16 protein-coding genes are annotated in these 21244 nt (G+C 30.2%); 4 read left to right on the top strand and 12 right to left on the bottom strand.

Features of this window, described 5'->3' with window-relative positions; genetic code table 11:
• Positions 1-82: 82 nt before the first annotated feature.
• The 3 genes from CLPA_RS05160 to CLPA_RS05150 all read right to left on the bottom strand — a co-directional run bounded on the left by CLPA_RS05160 (position 83) and on the right by CLPA_RS05150 (position 2593).
• Positions 83-478 carry a YkvA family protein gene (locus tag CLPA_RS05160; protein ID WP_003444591.1) on the bottom strand — a complete coding sequence of 132 codons (396 nt, stop codon included), beginning with the start codon at positions 476-478 and terminating at the stop codon, positions 83-85.
• A 226-nt stretch (positions 479-704) separates the two neighbouring features.
• Positions 705-896, bottom strand: coding sequence for a hypothetical protein (locus CLPA_RS05155; protein WP_003444593.1), 192 nt, complete (start codon positions 894-896; stop codon positions 705-707).
• A gap of 419 nt (positions 897-1315) precedes the next feature.
• Positions 1316-2593, bottom strand: coding sequence for a cation:dicarboxylate symporter family transporter (locus tag CLPA_RS05150; RefSeq protein WP_003444595.1), 1278 nt, complete (start codon positions 2591-2593; stop codon positions 1316-1318).
• Between the two features lie 488 nt (positions 2594-3081).
• Here CLPA_RS05150 and CLPA_RS05145 point away from each other — a divergent pair, with 488 nt between their 5' ends.
• The gene (locus CLPA_RS05145; RefSeq protein ID WP_003444598.1) at positions 3082-4362 is read left to right on the top strand and encodes an ATP-binding protein; all 1281 of its coding nucleotides are present in this window, start codon (positions 3082-3084) and stop codon (positions 4360-4362) included.
• A 4-nt stretch (positions 4363-4366) separates the two neighbouring features.
• On the top strand, positions 4367-5281 hold the full coding sequence (locus CLPA_RS05140; protein WP_003444600.1) for a response regulator: 915 nt from the start codon (positions 4367-4369) through the stop codon (positions 5279-5281).
• 152 nt (positions 5282-5433) lie between these two features.
• Here the strand turns inward: CLPA_RS05140 and CLPA_RS05135 are convergent, their stop codons facing one another.
• Entirely contained in the window at positions 5434-5634 is a 201-nt protein-coding gene (locus tag CLPA_RS05135; protein WP_003444602.1) for an alpha/beta-type small acid-soluble spore protein, read from the bottom strand.
• Positions 5635-5976: 342 nt separating this feature from the next.
• Here CLPA_RS05135 and CLPA_RS05130 point away from each other — a divergent pair, with 342 nt between their 5' ends.
• Together CLPA_RS05130 and CLPA_RS05125 are read left to right on the top strand one after the other, a co-directional pair.
• Positions 5977-6390 (top strand): hypothetical protein, encoded by a 414-nt coding sequence (locus CLPA_RS05130; protein WP_003444605.1) that lies wholly within the window; start codon positions 5977-5979, stop codon positions 6388-6390.
• A 377-nt stretch (positions 6391-6767) separates the two neighbouring features.
• Complete coding sequence (locus tag CLPA_RS05125) at positions 6768-9323, top strand: FAD-dependent oxidoreductase (RefSeq protein ID WP_003444607.1); 2556 nt, start codon at positions 6768-6770, stop codon at positions 9321-9323.
• Positions 9324-9591: 268 nt separating this feature from the next.
• On the opposite strand, the gene CLPA_RS05120 is transcribed toward CLPA_RS05125, so the two are convergent.
• The 8 genes from CLPA_RS05120 to CLPA_RS05085 form a co-directional block, all read right to left on the bottom strand.
• Positions 9592-10881, bottom strand: coding sequence for an L-cysteine desulfidase family protein (locus tag CLPA_RS05120; RefSeq protein ID WP_003444609.1), 1290 nt, complete (start codon positions 10879-10881; stop codon positions 9592-9594).
• Positions 10882-11174: 293 nt separating this feature from the next.
• Positions 11175-11897: a gamma-glutamyl-gamma-aminobutyrate hydrolase family protein gene (locus CLPA_RS05115; RefSeq protein ID WP_003444611.1), complete on the bottom strand. Its 723-nt coding sequence runs from the start codon at positions 11895-11897 to the stop codon at positions 11175-11177.
• A gap of 250 nt (positions 11898-12147) precedes the next feature.
• Positions 12148-14175 (bottom strand): sigma 54-interacting transcriptional regulator, encoded by a 2028-nt coding sequence (locus tag CLPA_RS05110; protein WP_003444613.1) that lies wholly within the window; start codon positions 14173-14175, stop codon positions 12148-12150.
• A 474-nt stretch (positions 14176-14649) separates the two neighbouring features.
• Positions 14650-16287 carry a peptide ABC transporter substrate-binding protein gene (locus CLPA_RS05105; RefSeq protein ID WP_003444614.1) on the bottom strand — a complete coding sequence of 546 codons (1638 nt, stop codon included), beginning with the start codon at positions 16285-16287 and terminating at the stop codon, positions 14650-14652.
• A gap of 34 nt (positions 16288-16321) precedes the next feature.
• Positions 16322-17299 (bottom strand): ABC transporter ATP-binding protein, encoded by a 978-nt coding sequence (locus CLPA_RS05100; protein WP_003444616.1) that lies wholly within the window; start codon positions 17297-17299, stop codon positions 16322-16324.
• Between the two features lie 4 nt (positions 17300-17303).
• Positions 17304-18287 (bottom strand): ABC transporter ATP-binding protein, encoded by a 984-nt coding sequence (locus CLPA_RS05095; RefSeq protein ID WP_003444618.1) that lies wholly within the window; start codon positions 18285-18287, stop codon positions 17304-17306.
• A 9-nt stretch (positions 18288-18296) separates the two neighbouring features.
• Positions 18297-19220 (bottom strand): ABC transporter permease, encoded by a 924-nt coding sequence (locus CLPA_RS05090; RefSeq protein WP_003444620.1) that lies wholly within the window; start codon positions 19218-19220, stop codon positions 18297-18299.
• Between the two features lie 13 nt (positions 19221-19233).
• Entirely contained in the window at positions 19234-20151 is a 918-nt protein-coding gene (locus CLPA_RS05085) for an ABC transporter permease (RefSeq protein ID WP_003444621.1), read from the bottom strand.
• Between the last annotated feature and the right edge of the window lie 1093 nt (positions 20152-21244).

Below are 21244 nucleotides of genomic sequence, written 5' to 3'. Positions count from 1 at the left end.
TCTGAATTTTAGAATTGCAAATGCATGGCTTACTTGGCGTTGGGCTCCCACTTGAAAAAGTTGGAGACTTACGCCAAGTTAGTTAGGTTAAAATCCAGCTGATTATTATAATGAAAATAACTACTGCAATTGCTCTAACAATCCACCTTTTAAGCCTACCTGCTTTAAAAATATTTTCTGATTGCTGTTTACATTCATTCATAATCTTCTCTGGTATTAGTTTTATTGAAAGTGCAATACCAAGGGGAAATATAATAATGTCATCAATATATCCTGCAATAGGTATGAAATCAGCTATTAGGTCAATAGGGCTTAAAGTATAGACTAATGCTAATATTGAAATGAGTTTTGCATAAAAAGGTACATCTGGCCGTTTATAGGCTAAATATAATGCTGTAATGTCTTTTTTTATTTTCCATGTTCTTTTTAAAGCTGTCGTACCACCTATATTATATCTTTTTTTTAATTTATTTTTCATAGTACACCTCAAAAATTAACTAATTTTATTATATTGAAATTTAAAATAAAATTATGAAACATTACTCTCTCATGAAATTATACCATAAATTTATTTAACAACTTAACTTTATAATAATGAATTACATGGAATAATGTATTATAATTTCTACCTTTATTAAATTTTGGGCGAAAATCTATTTGATAAATATACAGATGTTTTTATTTTAATTAAGAGCAATTTCTTTTTATTTTTTTATCATAATTATACTATAGGTTATAGATACAATTAATACTATTATCATCAAATGTGGATTTTTACTTAAAATCTTTATAACTTTGTATATATTATTTCTGGAAACCGACATTATTAAAAATATTATGGATAATTGTATTATCAAATATATTATTCCAATAGTTTTCATTAACGGCCCGGCCATTAAAGCTCCCCCTTTTACATAATACTTAATATGCCTATACATAAAAATTTAATATCTTTATGTATAGAATAATATGAAAGTTCTTCCTTTTATATTTTTATATCTTAATATTAATTATTTACGATTATACATCAGTATAGTATAAAATAAAAATTATAGCTTATATTTATTTATAATTATTTTTATTGGTTTTTAATTGTTTTAATCATAATTTTACAGTTAAAATTATTCATTTAAAAGATATTTTTAGTTAAAACATAATTAAATAAACTACATATCTGTGTTTTATTTAGCTATACAAAAATATGTTAATATTTTTTTAACATTAAAAAAGGGGATAATTCACAATACATATACGTATATTGTGAATTATCCCCTTTTAAAGTTATTAATACTATTATTAAATTTAGAGAATCTTTCTAAGCAATCTTCTTAGCTCTATTTATGCTTTCAAAATATTCTTGTCCCTTTATGGAATTATATTTTCCTTCCCATTTTGATATAGCTACTGCTGCCAGAGAATTGCCTAATACATTCACTACAGTTCTAGCCATATCAAGAATACGATCGATTCCAGCTATAAATGCAACTCCTTCTATTGGAATACCTGCAGAACCCAATGTTGCAAGCAAAACTACAAAAGAAGCCCCTGGAACTCCTGCCATTCCCTTTGAAGCTATAAGCAGTACAATAATTAAATTGATTTGCTGAGGAAGTGACATATGAATTCCGTATATTTGTGCAATAAATAGTGCTGTTATGGATTGGTATAAAGTGGATCCATCTAGATTAAAAGAATATCCTGTAGGAATAACAAAAGCACTAATTGCCTTTGAACATCCGAACTTTTCCATCTTATCCATTATCTTTGGCAAAACTGCTTCTGAACTTGCTGTAGTATAGGCAAGAATTATTTCATCTTTTAGTATTCTAATCATCTTAAAGATGCTTGTCCCTGCTATTTTTGCCACAATTCCAAGTACAACTAGTATAAAGAATATCATTGTACCATAAGTAGTTATAACCAATTTCACCAATGGTATCAAAGATGCAAGTCCAAATTTAGATATTGTAACTCCAATGAGAGCAAATACACCAAAAGGTGCTGTTTTCATTACTTGATTAGTTACCCAAAACATAGCATCTGAAATACCTTGACAGAGGTTTAATACAGGTTTTCCCTTTTCTCCGATAGCAGCTACACCTAATCCAAACATAACTGAAAAGAATATAATTGGCAACAGATTTCCCGTAGAAAGTGCTTCGAAGAAATTACTTGGAACAATATTTACAAAAGTATCCGCAATACTATGGTGAGTTGTTTGAGCCGTATTAACATAGCTCTTTATGCTTACCTTTGAAAGTTCATGAATATTTACACCACTTCCTGGATGAAATATATTTGCAACCATAACTCCTAAAATAATAGCAATAGTAGTTATTAGTTCAAAATATATAATAGTCTTTCCACCAAGTCTGCCTAGTTTTTTAATATCTCCTACACCGGCAACTCCAACTACCAATGATGAAAAAACAATAGGTATAACTATCATCTTTATAAGGTTAAGAAATATAGTTCCTATAGGCTGCAGATAAGTTTCTACTCTCGGATTTCCATAAAAAATAGCTCCTACTGCAATACCCAGTACTAATCCAATAAGAATTTGTACTGCTAAACTAAATTTAAGCTTTTTCATTTTATTCACCTTTCTCGTATGTATTATATTCATTATTTAAAATATTTTTTTCTATTATTTATTAGACCGCTTTTTATTGTATAATGTGCACTACAAAATCCTACAAAAAATAACATTTTAATATAATAAATTAATAAAAAACATCTAATAAATTTTAATAATTATAAGTATTATATAAATTTATTTCACATATAAGAATTTATTTACATTAAATTAATTCTTATAATATGCCTGCTTTAGTCATAAATATTGACATTCCTTTTTCAATATAATTTTACTTACCATTTACTCTCTTCAGTGATTTTTTTCAACTTTGTAATAAACTTTACAATATTAATTATATAGATCCACAAAGACTAGAAATTGTTTTTATGAGAATTACAACAAAACCTGCATTTATCAAAAATATATTCAAGTTTTATTGCAATTTTATATTGTTTTATTTATTATAAATATATTAAATCCTATGATCAAGGAGTGACCTGTAGTTGAAAAAAAATTTTTACATATTTGTTATATTTGTATTATTGATCCCTTTAGCAGGTGAATTTAAATTTTTTCCCTTTCACGATAGCTTTCGTGTAAGTATTGGTACACCTATTTTCTTCTTCTTTTTGTTATGGACTCGAAAGATGCCTGTAATTCTGCCTACTGTAGTAGTTGGTGCTATGGTAGTTATTTTCAGACTATTTTTAGACTTTAATTCAGGCATCAATTTTGAATTTATATCTTCGTTTAGAATAATCTTTCCCTCATTCTTCTATTATTTTACTTACTCTATTTTATTTTATCTGCTAAAAGTAAAAAATTATCAGCATCGATTATCTATACTAATATTCTTAGCTACCTTCATAGAAATATGTTCAAACATTATAGAACTTATATTAAGATATTTTATTCTAGGCAATAATATAAATACAGTAATCATAAGTCAAATAATACTATTAGCCCTCATCAGAAGTGTTTTTGTACTTGGAATTTTCAGTATGCTTAAACTTCATGAAGCAGAACTAGAAGTAGAACATAAGCAAAGACAAAACAGTCATATTATATCACTGATATCTAATTTATATGAGGAATCTGTTGCACTGAAAAAATCTCTTCAAGATGCAGAAAATATAACGAGAAACTGTTATAATTTATACAGGGATATGCAAAGTGAAGATTTCAAATTGAGTAAAAAAGAACTATCAAAAAAAATATTAGTTATTGCCGGTGAAGTCCATGATATAAAAAAAGATAATCAAAGAATATACTCTGGTATATCGAAAATGATTTCCACTGAAAACCCTGCGGATTATATGACTATATCTGAAATAGGAGATATTATTATAAATGGGAACAGAAAATATGCCTATTCATTAGATAAGAGCATAAATTTTAATATTGATATAAAAGATGATATACCCATGCTTCATGTTTATACCACTCTTTCTCTTATTAACAATTTAGTATCAAATTCTGTAGAAGCAATTAAAGCTCATGGAATTATAAACATCACTGTTTCTAAAAATAAAGATTATATAGAATTTAAGGTACAGGATAATGCCGGTGGCATTCCAAAGAAAAAATTAGATTTAATTTTTAAACCAGGTTACACTACAAAATACGATGAATATGGCAATTCATCTACCGGTATGGGACTTCCCTATGTAAAAAATCTGGTAAAAAATCTGGGGGGATCTATAGAAATAGAAAGTAGCACAGAAATAAGAAGTACATCTTTTATGTTAAAGCTGCCCCTTGAGAGTTTAGTGAAGAAAGGATGATATAATGAATTTTTTTATTGTTGATGACGATGAGGCTATTCGTTCCATGATATCAGAAATTATCGAAGATTACGATCTTGGAAATGTAGTAGGTCAAGCTGAAGATGGAGCCCTCATAGATATTGGAATGCTTAATTTTAAAAAAGTAGATATCCTCATTATAGATCTGCTTATGCCCATTAAAGACGGAATACATACTGTAAAAGATTTTGGAAAGCCTCTAGCTTTTAAAATTATAATGCTTTCACAGGTAGAAGATAAAAAAATAATTGGTGAAGCTTATAATCTAGGTATAGAATACTATATAACAAAACCAATCAACCGATTGGAAGTAATAAAAGTTATAGAAAAAGTTATATCAAATATAAAACTTGAAAAATCTATAAGTGACATACAGAAAACTCTTAGTCTTCTAGGCCTCAATAAATCTAGATCTTCTGAAGAAAAACCTGTATTTAAAAATACTATCTTGGAATCTGCAGAATTTATATTAACTGATCTTGGCATGATCACAGAAAGCGGCAGCAAAGATATTCTTGACATGCTTCAATACATAATTGAATTAGACAAAAATAATTCTAACGAATATGAGTTTCCTTCATTAAAAAATCTATTTATAAACATATCAAAAAAAAGACTGGGAAAGTCTCATAAAGAAATAGATTTGAAGAAGGAAATCAAAGCTTCTGAACAGAGGGTACGCCGAGCCATATTGCAGGGACTAACCCACATTGCCTCTTTAGGTCTTACGGATTATTCCAATCCCAAATTTGAAGATTATGCTTCCAAATTTTTTGACTTTACAGAGGTTAGAAAGAAGATGATGGAACTGGAAAACGAAATACTCAACTCTCACATTCGAATAAATACGAAAAAATTTATAAAAGTACTTTATATGGAATCGAAAAAAAACCTATAGATCATTTATAGCTATACTTTGAAAAACCAAATATGGCACATAAGCTTAAGCTTATGTGCCAATAGGATTTTTATACTATGAATGTTAATTGCTCTCTACTTAATAGGTTAGAGAACTTTACACAGTAAGGTTAAAGGTTAAATACTATAAAACTATTTTATACGGTTTTCATAGTCTTCAACCATTTTCTTAACCATTTGACCACCAACAGAACCATTCTGTCTTGAAGTAAGGTCCCCATTATAGCCATTAGTTAATGGAGTTCCAACTTCCTTAGCAGCTTCCAATTTAAACTGGTTTAAAGCTTCTTTTGCTTCTGGAACTACAAGTCTATTACTACTTCTGCTTGCCATATATATCTCTCCTTTCCTTAGTAGTTGTTAGTATATTGTGTAATTTAGATAATACTATACAGGTACTTATAGTCTAATATGGAATTTAAAACAAAAGCATCTTAATATTAGTAAAATTTCTTCAAAGCATAGATTTTATTATATTTATAAAAATCTATGTTTTAAAGTCATAATTTACAAATATAATTAATATATTAAAAATGACGTTTCTTTTAATAAGATTAATTAATAAAAATCTGAAATTAGAAGGATTTTAAATTTTCATGTAGAATATTATATATGTAAAGGTTTTTACAATGTATCTGCGTTCTATAAAATATTTGTTGTAAGGAGTGTGTTGTGATGAAAAAATTGTTTATAAAACCTGTGCAAGGAAAAGAGTATCAATCCATTGAGGAAACGAGGAAACTTTTAGGAGTAATAGATAAATCTGATGAACACTATATTATTAATGGAATTATGAACATACTTCATAAGATGAATGAAACTTTTTATATAATAACAAAGAAAAAAGAACACTATGTATATGGTTATGCCAGTGATAATATTGGGGTAAAAATAATTTTCAATAATTATGATAATTCTGATACTGAGAAAAAACTTTTCAATTCCAATGTAGAAATGTCTTTATATCCTGCTTCAGATGATGGAAGCGATTTAATAATTTCTTTAGAATCCAATAATCCTGAAGGTATAAGCAAATTAGAGGAATTTAGAAACTTTTGCCTTCAAAAATTCTTCATTTATGAAGATTAATATATCTTCAAATAATTTTTAAAATATATTAAATTTAAATCTCTAACAAGTAAAAGTCAATTCATAGTCTATGAAAATTAAAAGGAGCTGTCTTACAATGTATATCTTATACACTGAAAGGCAGCTTTTAACTTTTATAAATTACAATTATAGTATAATTTTTGTGAAATATGCCTGTTAATGTTATACTATATATAATCATATTAATTAATTTACAATGTTATTTTTTATATTTTATTCTGAATACAGGAATAAAATATAAAATTAAACAAAAACTAATTTAATCTATTGAAAATTATGCATAAATATATTATGATGTAATCAATATTAATTATTATTTAATATATAATATTCTCATATGATTAAGGAGTGATATAATGAAGGCACTAGAAGTAAAAAAAAATATATATTGGGTAGGAGCATTGGACCCAGGTCTTAGAATATTTGATATTATAATGTATACACCCTTTGGAACAACTTACAATTCTTATGTAGTAAAAGGTAAAAATAAAACAGTAGTATTTGAAACCGTTAAAGAAAAATTTTTTGATCAATACCTAGAAAGATTACAATCTTTAAATATTGATATAACAAGCATAGATTATATTGTAGTGGACCATACAGAACCAGATCATGTAGGCTCTGTAGCAAAACTTCTTGATATATCTAAGGATGCAAAAGTAGTAGGTTCTTCTACTGCTATAAAATTTTTAAAGGGTATTGTAAATCATGATTTTGATTATATAGAAGTTAAAGATGGATCTACTCTCGATCTTGGAGATAAAACCCTTCAATTCATTTCAGCGCCTCTTCTCCATTGGCCTGATTCCATATATACTTATATTCCGGAAGACAATATGCTTATAACCTGTGATTCTTTTGGATGTCATTACTGCTCTGAAGAAATGTTTGATGATAAAATAGAGAATTACAATGATTATCTTGAAGCATTAAAATACTATTTTGATGGCATTATGGGACCTTTTAAACCTTACGTACTTAGAGCCTTAGAAAAAATCAAAGATCTTCCTATAGATACAATAGGTACAGGTCATGGACCAATTCTAAGAAAACATCATAAAGAAGTAATTGATATGTATAAAAAGTGGGCTTCTGAAAATATTTTAGATCCCAAAAGTATTGTTATTGCCTATGTTTCTGCTTATGGATATACAAAATCCTTAGCTGAAAAAATACGTGAAGGCATACAATCCATCGGTGATTACAATGTGGAATTACTGGATGTAATATATCATAAACAGGATGAAGTAATCAACAAATTAAATACTGCAGCTGGCATTCTGTTTGGTTCCCCTACTATTAACAGCGATGCTCTGAAACCAATTTTAGATCTTCTCAATATATTAAATCCTATAATCCATGGCGGAAAACCTGCTGCTGCTTTTGGTTCTTATGGTTGGAGCGGTGAAGCAGTCCCAAATATAGAAAGAAGACTTAAAGAATTAAGATTGGATGTAATAACTCCAGGACTAAAGGTAAATTTCAAGCCCTCTGAAGAAGATTTTATTTCTGCCTATAAGTTTGGTGAAAGTTTTGGTGAGAAAATTAAAGAACATCTTAATAAAAGTGCAAAAACTAAAAAGAAAAGCAGTACAAAGAAGTGGAAATGTCTTGTGTGCGGTGTAATATTCGACGGAAGTAAACCACCAGAAATCTGCCCAGTATGCGGTGCAGGTCAAGATCAATTTATTGAGGTAAAATCAGAAAATGTAACCTTTGCTTCAGATAACAGGGAAAAATTTCTTATTATAGGCAATGGTGCTGCTGGTTTCTATGCTGCTGAAGCTATAAGAAACAGAAATAAAGTCTCTGAAATTGAAATAATATCCTCTGAAAAATACAGAACCTACTATAGACCAGAACTTTCAGATTATTTAAGTGAAGATCTTCCAGACAATAAACTCTATGTAGCTCCAGAAAGCTGGTACACTGAAAACAATGTGACTCTTACTTTAGATAAAACTGTAAAAGAAATAAAGCCAGAAGATAAAAAGATTATTTTACAGGATGGCAGCGAAAAATCCTATGATAAACTAATACTTGCAAATGGAAGCAGAAACTTTGTACCTCCTTCTGTAGAAGGTACTGATAAAAAGGGTGTTTATACTCTAAAATCTCTGGATGATGCTTCAGAAATCAAAGAAAAACTCTCCAAAGTAAAAAATGCCGTAGTTGTGGGCGGAGGACTTCTTGGACTTGAAGCGGCCTGGGAAATGAAAAAACATGGCATAAAAGTATCTGTAATAGAATGTATCTCCAGACTCTTGCCTAAGCAACTGGACGAATCTGGTGGTAAAGTATTTAAAGACATTGCGGATAAATCAGGTATAGATATAATACTTGAGGAATGTGCCGTTAAAATACAGGGGGATAAAGAGGTTACTGGGGTTGAATTAAAAAGCGGAAAGATTATAGCCGCAGATTTAGTTCTCTTCTCTGTAGGAATAGTTCCAAATAAAGAGATTGCTGAAAATGCCGGTATTGATGTTAAAAGAGGGATCATCGTAAATGAAAGAATGGAGACAAATAAAAAAGATATTTATGCCTGCGGTGATGCAGCAGAATTTAATGGAATAGTTTATGGCAACTGGAATGCTGCTGTAGAAATGGGAAAAACAGCTGGAGGCAATGCTGCTGGCGATGAAGTTAAATTTGAAGACTTTGTTTCTTCTGTAATATTTAATGCATTAAATACTTCTGTACTTTCTCTTGGAGAAATTTCACCAAAAGACGGTAAGAAAATAGAGGTTTCAGATGATAACAGCGGCAAAATTAAGACTTTATTCTTTAAAAAAGATGTCTTCGTAGGCGGCTACCTTATAGGTGATACTACAGAAGGGGCTAAACTTATACTTGCTATGGAAGATGGTAAAACTCTTAATGAAGCTTTTTCTGAGGGACTTATAGTTTAACCTGACGCACCTATTTTGCCATTGCCCTAGAATAACTTTCAACGAAATATCTATCTCAAAAGAATAAATATTCATTAGATTCTATATCTATTTATTAAAACTGAATATTTAATAGTAAAATAACTAAAAAGCTGTGCCACAATGCATGTATACATTGTAGTACAGCCTTTTATATATAATATTATTATAATCATAATCTTATAGGTAAAATTAAATAATTTGCTCATAATCTACTGATATCAATCTCTTCTTCAATGAAAATAAAAACTTATTTTTTCTTATTAAGCATTATATCAAGAATCATGTTATTAGTTTCCTGCATAGCTATAGAACCAATATTGCAGGCATTTCTTATAGTATTATCTGCCTCAGATTCCACAATTCCCTCTTTATCTGTAATACTTATATCTTCCATAGCCAGCATTGCTCCTGTAATAGCTGCAAAAACACAGGTGGATATTTTTAGTGCACAACTATTTTTTGCACCATCACATACCATTCCTGTTATGTTTCCATAAACATTTTGAATAGCCTGTTTTATATGTTTTTCATTACCGCCTAGTAAAAATGTTATAGCAGCTGAAACAGATGCTCCTGCTAAAACAGCTCCACATAGTGCAGACAATCTTCCAAGATAACTGTGCATATATATGGACATTAAATTGCTCATAGTAAGAGCTCTTGTTATAGTTTCCTCATCTTTTTCAAGCTCATATCCCATTGAAATTATTGGTATAGAAAGTAATATCCCCTGATTTCCGCTTCCACAACTGCTTAGTACAGATAATGAGCATCCATCCATTCTAGCATCTGATGCAGCAGCTGTTCTAAGTATGGTATCTATCATTATATCCTTTTTAAGCAAATTATAATTTATATATTTCTTAAGTACTTTTCCTACCTTATGTCCATAATCATTTTCAAGACCTTCTTTGCTTATATTTTCATTAAGCCTAGCATTTTCTCTTATAAATTTTATTTTCTCATAGGGTACATTTAATATAAAATCATATATTTCTTCAATAGATAATATTTCTTTATCCTTTAAATAATCTTCAGAGTCATTTTTACCATCAGCTTTTTTAAATAAAACCTCTCCATTTAGCTCTATAAAAGTAATATTTAAGTGACTTTTTTCTATAATAACTCTTGAATAATTTTCTTTATTTCTAAGTAGAACTTCTATGTATATGTAAATTATGTTTTCTTTTAATTTAACCTGTACCTTATTATTATTTACCATATTTTTTGCTTTGAGAACTTGATCTTCAGTTAAATCCTTTAATACCTCAAGCTTATAGGATGATTTTCCACCTATACATCCTACAGCAGCGGCTATAGGAATACCAACCATGCCTGTACCAGGGACTCCCACTCCCATAGCATTTTTTAAAATACTATTACTTGCATATACTTCTATACTTTCAGGTTCTTCTCCTAAAATTTCACTGGCTTTTGAGGAAGCATAGGCTATTGCTATTGGCTCAGTGCATCCCATAGCTGGCACTGCTTCTCTTTTGATTATATCTATATATTCATCCCATTTTGTATTATACATGGACTTTTCCTTTCTATTTATTCAAATTTTCACCTGACTAACTTGGCGTAAGTCTCCCCCGCACTCTGTACAGCTCTCACACAAAATCAAAAACAAGATTTTGGTTCTCTGATTGCACTCTGTGAAAGCGATTCGCACCAAATTAAAATTTGGGCTCTCTGCTTTTCTTCAAGTGGGAGTTCAACGCCAAGTAAGCCATGCATTCGCAGTTCTAAAATTCAGATGGGGTAAAAGAATCCCCATCTGAATTAAGGACTTGCTTCAATCTAATCTTCAGCTAAAACAAATGCCTTCTATATATTTTTTATTAATTCTTTAAATATATTAAGCATCACATGAGAATTACTGCTCATCATTTCAGGATGCCATTGAATTCCAACTACGAATTCTTCACCTTCTTTTTCTATGGCTTCAACAGTTCCATCTTCTGCCCTTGCAGTAACTCTAAATCCTCCTGCTATTTTATTTAAAGTCTGATGATGAAAACTATTTGTAATTATCTTTGACCCCAATATATGGCTTAATCTGCTACCTTCTAAAATTTCTACCGTATGTCCTGCAGTAGATGGACTGGTCTCTTGAAAATGTTTTATGTAACAATTTTTATCATAAGATAAATCCTGGTTTAGGGTACCTCCAAAAACTGCATTAATAAGCTGTATCCCCCTGCATATTCCAAGTACAGGCTTATTTCTTTTACAAGCTTCTCTTAATAACCATAAATCAAATTTATCTCTCTCTGACAATATGGCCCCTAGCTTCTGTTTGGGCTCTTCTCCATAAATTAACGGATTTATATCCTGACCCCCAGATAGAATTAAAGCATCTACATTTGAAATTTGTTCTTTTGCCAAATCTTCATCACTTACAATTGGAATTATATAAGGTAATCCTCCTGCCATAGCTACAGATTTTACATAATCATTATTGACATAGGATCTCTTATACCCTGGAAACATTCCGCCCTTGTCAATTATAAAATTCCCTGATATACCTATAATAGGTTTCCTGCTCATCTTATTTCCTCCTATTATTTTAAGTTATTATTTTAATCGTATATTTGTTTTACAACAACCTTTTTCTAAATTTTATGCATATATGTTAGTAATAAAGCAATCTTTATGCCAATATATTTGCAAACTATTACTAAGTAAAATTAATAACTTAAATTTAGGTATATACAATATTTCACTAAAATCTATTAGAATTTAGGAATAAATAAATTTCTGATTTGCACATAATTATAAGTTTAGCGAGATATATAGGCTATCCATGCATCCCATTAATTATCCTATTTAATATTTTTTCACCCTTTTTACTAATCTTACTTCCACCTCTTCCAAGTTTTGAATCAATAATATTCATATCATTCATAAGCTTTAATGAATACCTGACTTGAGCCTCAGTAAAATTCAAATTTTCCTTTTTAAGTTCTTCAATTATATTACTTCTTCCCGCAGAAATATTTTCAGCATTAAGTTTTTTTATAGATTTCAATATATAAAAATATTTATCATATCCTAATTTTTTATCTAGAATATCTATCTCTTTTGAAAAATCATCACTATTATTAATTATGTAAAAAGGTAGTGACTTTTCTGTTACCTCTTTACCTGAACTCATTAGGTTGATATAAGAGGATATATTCATAAGTTCTCTTATATTTCCAGGCCAATTATACTCTTCAATTATTTTTTTAGCCTCAATAGAAAATTCATATTTATTCTTGAGAAAATGTTTTAGCAGCAGCATCACATCTTCTTTTCTCTCTCTCAAAGGTGGAATCAAAATTGGTAATACATTTATTCTATAATAGAGGTCTTCTCTAAAATCTCCCCCTTCAATTAAATTGTGCAAATTTTTATTTGTAGCAGCAACAACTCTTATATCTATATCAATTACCTTGTCTGAACCAATTCTCATAACCTGTTTTTCCTGAAGAATTCTGAGAAGTCTTGTTTGCAAATGCAGAGGCATATCTCCTATTTCATCTAAAAATATAGTTCCATTATTAGCAGCTTCAAATAAACCTTTTTTCCCTTCCTTGAGTGCTCCTGTAAAAGCCCCTCTGTCATAGCCAAAGAGTTCGCTTTCAAGTAAATTTTCCGGCATAGCCGCACAATTTACAGCAATAAAAGGTTGATTCTTTCTTTTCGATTCATTGTGAATAGATTGAGCCAGCAGTTCTTTTCCAGTACCACTTTCTCCAGTTATGAGCACTGTTAAATCCGAGTCAGCTATTTTCTTTGCTATTCTTATGCATTCTTTCATATTGGAAGACTGCGTAAGAATATCCTTAAAGCTATATCTTGCTATCTGACCACGTTCTCTTAGCTTACTGCTTAAATTCTGCTCCAGTTTTTTTATCTCAGTTATTTCTCTGATATTTATAAGTATACCGTTTTCCATTCCAAGATAATTGATTATTCTCTTGTTTATATTTAAATATCTATTTCCAAATCTAAATACTTCATCCTTTAATGTCTTCTTCTGAAGCACTATCTTAAAATCATCTCTAAATACATCATAGATATTTTTATTTAATATTCCTTCCATCATGTCAAACATTTTTAAAGCACTGTTATTACAAACAGTTATCTTTCCATCTTTATTAGCTAAAACAATTCCCTCACTCAACTGATTTAAAACAGTTTTCATCTCAAGATTTTTGCTGTATAATTCTCTGTACTGCTCTTTTATTCCGCTCGCTATGTTTATTATGGTATCAGAATATTTTATTAGTCTGTTCTGAATTATATCATTGTCTATTTCAAGTCTATTTATTATCTTCATAAAAGTTAAAAAATCTATACATCTATCACCAATATCTACTATTTTTTCTATATATTCAGGAACTTTATTTATTTCTCCTGGTGTAATCGCAACCTTTATATTAGGATATTCTCTCTTATCATAATAGGGTATAAAATTTAAATGGTTTATACCTATTTCATATAACAGAGATATAGTTTGTAAAGTAGTCTCTTTATTATCATTTACAACTAGAACATCCATGCCTTCAGGTATGGAAAATATTTTATATACATCTTTTTCTCTTATAGTTCTTTGAACCACCATTATTCTACTTATCTCTTTTACATAATTTCTTATATTTATAATCCTTTCTTCTATCATAACAAGTACTAAATCGTCTTCTATAACAAATCCTTCCTTCATTTCTGACAGATAATAATTATTTATATTCACAAAACCTTTAAAGATTTCTTCTAAATTATCTTTTAAAAAAAGTGCTAATTTTGAATTACTATCAGTAATAACTGCAATATTTTTCACTTACTTCACCTGCTTTAATAGTTTTCAAACGTAAAATGAACTTAACTTCTCTAATTATGCATTATATATTATATTTAGGCATATTCAAATAAATAACTAGTCAATATGCTAGCCTATTTTGAATCCTACTGCGTCAACAGAACCCTCAGATAGCTCACTATCATCAGAACCTGTTTCCTTGTATGATTGAAGCAAGTTCTTAATTCAGGTGGGAATTCTCTTACCCCATCTGAATTTTAGAACTGCAAATGCATGGCTTACTTGGCGTCGAACTCCCACTTGAAGAACTGGGAGACTTACGCCAAGTTAGTCAGGTGAAAAATATTCGTCGCATCTTTGACTTACTATTTATTTTCACATGCCTTATTCTAAAACACAAATTTAATATCCCCATTAAAAATAGGATTTAGTATGGAAATTCATTTTATTTCCAATACTAAATCCTTTATTATATATCTTTTATAACATATTTAATTACTCCACATGAGCACTTCTAAAGAACATCCATCCAAGTGGTGAGATATTTACACCTTTAACATTTGACTTCTGCATATATGGTATTGACATATAGTATACAGGTATTACAGGCATATCACTTAGCACTATATTTTCAGCATCATGAAGATACTCTGATCTCTTTTGTTTGTCATTCTCTTTTTGCGCCTTCTTTACAAGTTCATCGTATTTAGGGTTAGAATATTTAGCCCAGTTATTTGGTGAATCTGAAGCAAATATATCAAGCATTGAACCTGGATCAAAGAAATCTGAGAGCCATCCAAGATTAGCCATTTCATAATTACCTTGTTTTAATTGTGCTACAAATACCTTTGATTCTATTGGTTTAAGAGTTATATTTATACCTAGGTTCTGCTTCCACATATTCTGTAGAGCTTCTACATAGGATTGATCCACTGGACTTCCTGCTGAATAGCTATATTCAACTGTTGGAAATCCCTTTCCATCTGGGTATCCTGCTTCTGCTAAAGCCTTTTTAGCTTTCTCTACATCAGGCTTACTCTGTATGAATTTCCCTCCATTTGTTCTAAAATCTTTAGTTCCAACAGTATCAGGTGTTGTTGGCGGAATATACGCATCTGCAGCTTTTTGACCACCCTTTAATACTGTGTTAACTAGAGCATTTCTATCTAATGCTAAAGACAAAGCTTCTCTAACCTTTGGATTGTCAAATGGCTTTTTAGTCTCATTAAGAATTATAAATTTTGTTCCTATTTCCATTTTAGCTGCAGCTTGTTTTGATGATAAAAGTGTTGGCAGTTGTGAAGCTGGAACCAATGTGTGTACTAAATCTAATTTTCCAGACTTATATGCTGCTAAAGCAGTATTTTCATTACTTATCATAGTAAGTTTTAGTTTCTGGAGTTTAACATTTTTTGCATCCCAGTAATTTGGATTTTTTTCAAGCTGTATATAGTCATTATGTTTCCATTCTGTTACTTTAAATGGACCATCTACTACAAGATTCTTTACGTCAGTTGACCATCCACTAGGATTGCTTTCAACAATACTTTTCTTTACTGGAAGCATCAAGTGCCATGAAAGTATATCTAAGAAATATGGCACAGAATAGTCTAAGTCAATTTCAAGAGTATTTTTATCAATTGCTTTTATTCCTACATCTTCTGACTTAGCTTTTCCCTTATTAAAAGCTTCACCATTTTTTATGCTGTATCCATAATATGCATAAGAAGAACCTGTCTTAGGATCTAGAACTCTTAATATACCATATCTAAAGTCCTCTGCTGTAAGCTCGGAACCATCTGACCATTTTAATCCATCCCTTAAATGGAATATGTATTTAAGTCCATTGTTCTCAATATCCCAACTCTTTGCAAGACCTGGTTCAGTTTTATTGTTGTCACCTATTCTTGTTAGTCCTTCAAAAATATTATATATTATTGAAGAACCTCTTGCCTCATAGTTTACTGCTGGATCAATTGATTTTGGTTCTGCCCCTAAATTTGCAGTTATTGTTTGGGCTTTTGTATCACCACTTGATTTCTGTTTACTTGATCCACATCCTGCAAGTAAAGATGTAGCCATTACTGCAGCCAAAAGTAATACCATTGTCTTTTTCATTAAACTTCCCTTCATGTTGATCATCCCTTTCAATTTTATCTATTAATAATTATATTTTATTAATTAAATGGCATGCAACTCTATGGTTGTTACCACAATCTTTAAGCTCTGGAGCTATTTCACTACAGACTTTTTCAGCATACTTACATCTTGTATGAAATTTACATCCTGTAGGAGGATTAATTGGACTTGGTACTTCACCCTCAAGCATTATTCTCTTTCTCTCTTTTGCCTTTCTAGGATCTGGCAGCGGAATAGCTGACAAAAGTGTTTGAGTATATGGATGAACTGGATTTTTATATAATTCATCACTTCCTGCTGTCTCTACAATATTTCCAAGATACATAACTCCAATATTGTCACTTATATGTTTAACCATAGAAAGATCATGTGCTATAAACAAATAAGTAAGATTAAGTGTATTTTTTAAGTCCTCCAAGGTATTTATAATCTGAGCCTGTATGGAAACATCCAATGCAGAAATCGGCTCATCACATATAATAAATTCTGGTTCTACTGCAAGTGCTCTTGCTATTCCTACTCTTTGTCTTTGACCTCCGGACAATTCATGGGGATATCTGTTCCCATGCTCTGAGTTGAATCCAACTATATTTAAAAGTTCTTTAACTTTTTCTTTTCTTTCCTCTTTTGTATAGAGATTGTGTACATCCAGCGGAGTCCTTATAATCTCTGAAATTGTCATACGTGGATTTAAAGAAGCATAAGGATCCTGAAATATCATTTGCATACATTTTCTAATTGGCTTTATTTCCTTTTGAGATAGTTTTGCAATATCCTGGCCTCTAAATATTATGTTTCCAGCTGTTGGATCATATATCCTTGCAATAGTCCTGCCTGTAGTAGTTTTTCCACATCCGCTTTCACCTACAAGTCCAAGGGTTTCTCCTTTTTTTATTTTTAAATTTACATTGTCTACAGCCTTTACAACCTGCTGTTTTCCACCAAAGAACCCCACTTTTTTGGTGAAGTACTTATTAAGATTTTTTACCTCTAGCATCGTTTCCATCACATCACCCCTTCCTCATATCTTTATTCATCAACCAGCAGCTGTTTTGGTGATTTTCATTTACACAAACAGTTTCTGGTTTTTTAACAAGACATATCTTCATCGCATGTGGACATCTAGGACTAAATGGGCACCCTTTTGGTGGATTTAACAAATTAGGTGGCTGTCCATCAATTGGAATAAGCCTCTTTTTAATAATTTCATCTGGATTTGGCACTGAATTCAGCAGTCCCTTTGTATATGGATGCTTTGGATTATAAAAAATATCTTCTACTGGACCACGCTCCATTATACTTCCTGAATACATAACAATTATATTATCCGCTAAATCCGCAACTACTCCCAAATCATGGGTAATTAGTATTATTGATGTATTAAAATCTTTTTGAAACTTCTTCATAAGTTCCATTATCTGAGCTTGAATTGTTACATCAAGTGCTGTAGTGGGTTCATCTGCAATTATTAATTCAGGATTACAGGCAAGTGCCATAGCTATAATAACTCTTTGTCTCATGCCACCTGAAAATTCATGTGGAAAACAGTTCATCCTCTTCTCTGCATCAGGTATTCCTACAAGAGTGAGCATTTCTACTGCCTTTTTATTAGCTTCACTTTTAGAAAGTTTTAAATGTTTCATTATTGGTTCCCTTAACTGATAACCAATTTTAAAAACTGGATTTAATGAGGTCATTGGATCCTGAAATATCATTCCTATTTTAGAACCTCTAATAGTACTCATATATTTATTATCTTTATCTACAATATTTTCTCCGTCTAAAATGATCTCTCCATTAATTATCTTGCCTGTACCTCCAAGCAATTTAAGTATTGATAAGACTGTAATACTTTTACCACTGCCGGATTCTCCCACAATTCCAAGTACCTCTCCCTTTTTAAGCTTGAAAGATACACCATTTACTGCCTTTACTTCTCCTGCTGGTGTGAAAAAAGATGTTTTTAAATTATTTACTTCAATAATATTTTTCATATGAACTACCTACCTTTTAAGTCTTGGATCCAATGCATCTCTTAATCCATCTCCAAGAAAATTAAATGCTAAAATAGTTATTGTTATAGCAGCCGCTGGGAAAAACAACTGATAAGGATAAACTTCAAGTGAGCTTATTGCCTGATTTGTAAGGACTCCCCAGCTAGCCATAGGTGCTGAAACTCCAAGTCCCACAAAACTCAAAAAAGCTTCATTAAAAATAGCCCCGGGTATAGATAATGTTAAAGTTACGATTATTGGTCCCATAGCATTTGGTATTAGTTCTCTAAGCAAAATTCTCTTTTTTGAAGCTCCAATAACTTGTGCTGCTAAAACAAACTCCTCATGCTTTAGCTTAAGTATTTCTCCTCTTACTATACGAGCCATTCCAACCCAATAGGATATTCCTAGAGTTAAAAATATACTTTTAAGTCCCGGCCCAATTATTACCATAAGAAGTATTACATATATCATGCTTGGTATACTATAGAGAATATCTACTATTCTCATCATTATAATATCAGCCTTGCCTCCTAAAAGTCCGCTAATCCCACCATAAAGCACACCAATGGTAAGACTTATGAAACTTGCAACAAATCCTATACTTAGAGATATTCTAGCTCCGTACATAGTTCTTACAAAAAGATCTCTGCCAAGATTATCAGTTCCAAAAATATGCTGTGCACTAGGCCACTGATTTGCCTGACTTAAATCTTGAAAATCATAAGTATACTTGCAGAAAATCGGAGAAAATATAGCAAAAAGTAAAATAACTATAATTATTATAAGACCAGTTAGGGCCATCTTATCTTTTCTGATTCTATTCCAAGCATCATGCCAGTAGCTGACACTAGGTTTAAAAAATTCATTATTTCTTTTTTCTTCTTCCGTTGCTGGAGAGTACATTTCCTCTTCATTATAGAAACTATCCATATATTCTCCTCCTCTATTCCAAATTTATTCTTGAATCCAATGCAGCATATAGTATGTCTACTATTAGATTAAAGGTTATAAGTAAAAAACTATAAAATATTGTTACTCCAACAATAGTGGTGTAATCACGATCTTGAATGCTTGTTACAAAATATGTACCAATGCCGGGTATTGAAAATACTTGTTCCACTACAAAGCTCCCTGTAAGTATACCTGCTACAAGAGGTCCCATATAAGTAAGAACTGGCATCAACGCATTTCTAAGGGCGTGTACAAATATAACTTTATTTTCCAGCATTCCCTTTGCTCTAGCTGTTCTTATATAATCTTGCTGTATTACCTCAAGCATGCTTGATCTTACTATCCTTGAAATATAAGCCATTGGGAATCCTGCTAACGTTACTGCTGCAGGTATCATATCTGTAAAGGATGAAGTTACACCTACAGAAATAACTTTAAGCTTTAGAACTAAAATATAAATAAGTATTGTAGCTATTACGAAATTAGGTATTGTTACACCAACAATAGAAAATACAGATGTAATCTTATCCCATATTGTTCCTCTTTTAATTGCTGCTAATACCCCCAGTGGAATTCCTGCTGCAAGAGCAATCAGTATTGCCAATGCTCCTATTTTTGCTGAGATAGGGAAACTTTCAGCTATTATGTCATTTACCGTTCTCCCCTCATACTTTAGTGATGGTCCCAAATTAAGTCTTACTGCATCTGATACATAATCAATATATTGTTTATACAATGGATCATTAAGTTTATATTTTTCCATAACCGTCTGCATTACTTCCGGCGGTATATTTTTTTCCTCTGTAAATGGACCACCAGGTATAGCTCTAATTAAGAAAAACGTAATACTCATTACTACAAATAAAGTTAAAGCACTTGCAGCAATTCTTTTAATAATATATTTACCCACATTTAAACCTCCTTAATATCTTCTTTTATTTCACCTGAATTAAGAACTTGCTTCAATTCAAATATTTTAATCAACAAATTTTATAATACAACAATTAATGGCCTTTTATGAATTGTATAAAAAATAAAACTAATGTTTTATTCAGCAACTTTTATGCCAAGTTTTTAACAAAATTAATTATTTTTTATTTTATTTTAAATTATACATAACAGATTATAAATTTCAACAACTATAAAAGCCCATAAACTAAGCTTCCATTTACTATTCTTATATTTATACTATGTTTTAAAATGACTTAATTAATTATTAATTTAAAGTCTATTAAGTATAAATATTAATAAAAATATTATAATAAAGCTATTTTTTTTTATTTTTAATAGGATTAATAGGTTAAATAGTCCGCCTAATTTTTATCCAATTTTAAAAAACTGAATATAAAAATAACCTATATAAAATTTCATTTAAGAAACTTCATATAGGTTATTTAAAAATATTTGTTTTTAATACATTTAACTATTTTAATGCACATAGTTCTTTTAATATCACAGCTATCTCATAATTCAACTTTGTTTTTGTAATCTAACTTTCATCTTAACAGTATATGATAATCTATAAAAACACAGTTCTCTGTGATTCCTTTCTCCTAGAAAACATTCAATTTAACTTTTCCTTATTTTCCCCTACCCGCTAAATAAAATCTTCTCTTTATTGCTGATATTATTAAAAATATTATTGACATTTTTTACACCTCCTTTTAAATCACTGTAAAACTTTATACAATCCTGTTGTAAATTAATCATTGGTTTCAACTCCCTTATAATACAACTATAACAGCAGTTAATCTTTATATTTATTTACATTGTAATATAAAACTACAATCTATAATGAATTAATTGTGTCATTGTTAACTTAAATCACTCAAAGAATCAAACAAATATATTTTTATTTTTTCTGTTTTGTAAATTATATAAAATTGACTTGAAACATTGAAATTCACACTTTTCTACAGCTATATAATTGTTATAAAAAAGCCTAGAAACGATAAGATCTTAAATGTTATTCTAATGAAGAAAATCCTAGCGATATTTTGTTA

It is taken from the genome of Clostridium pasteurianum DSM 525 = ATCC 6013 (assembly GCF_000807255.1).
GTDB classification, from domain to species: domain Bacteria; phylum Bacillota; class Clostridia; order Clostridiales; family Clostridiaceae; genus Clostridium_I; species Clostridium_I pasteurianum.
The sequence above is the reverse complement of the archived record's forward strand: the minus strand, read 5'-3'. Positions and strand labels throughout refer to the sequence as shown.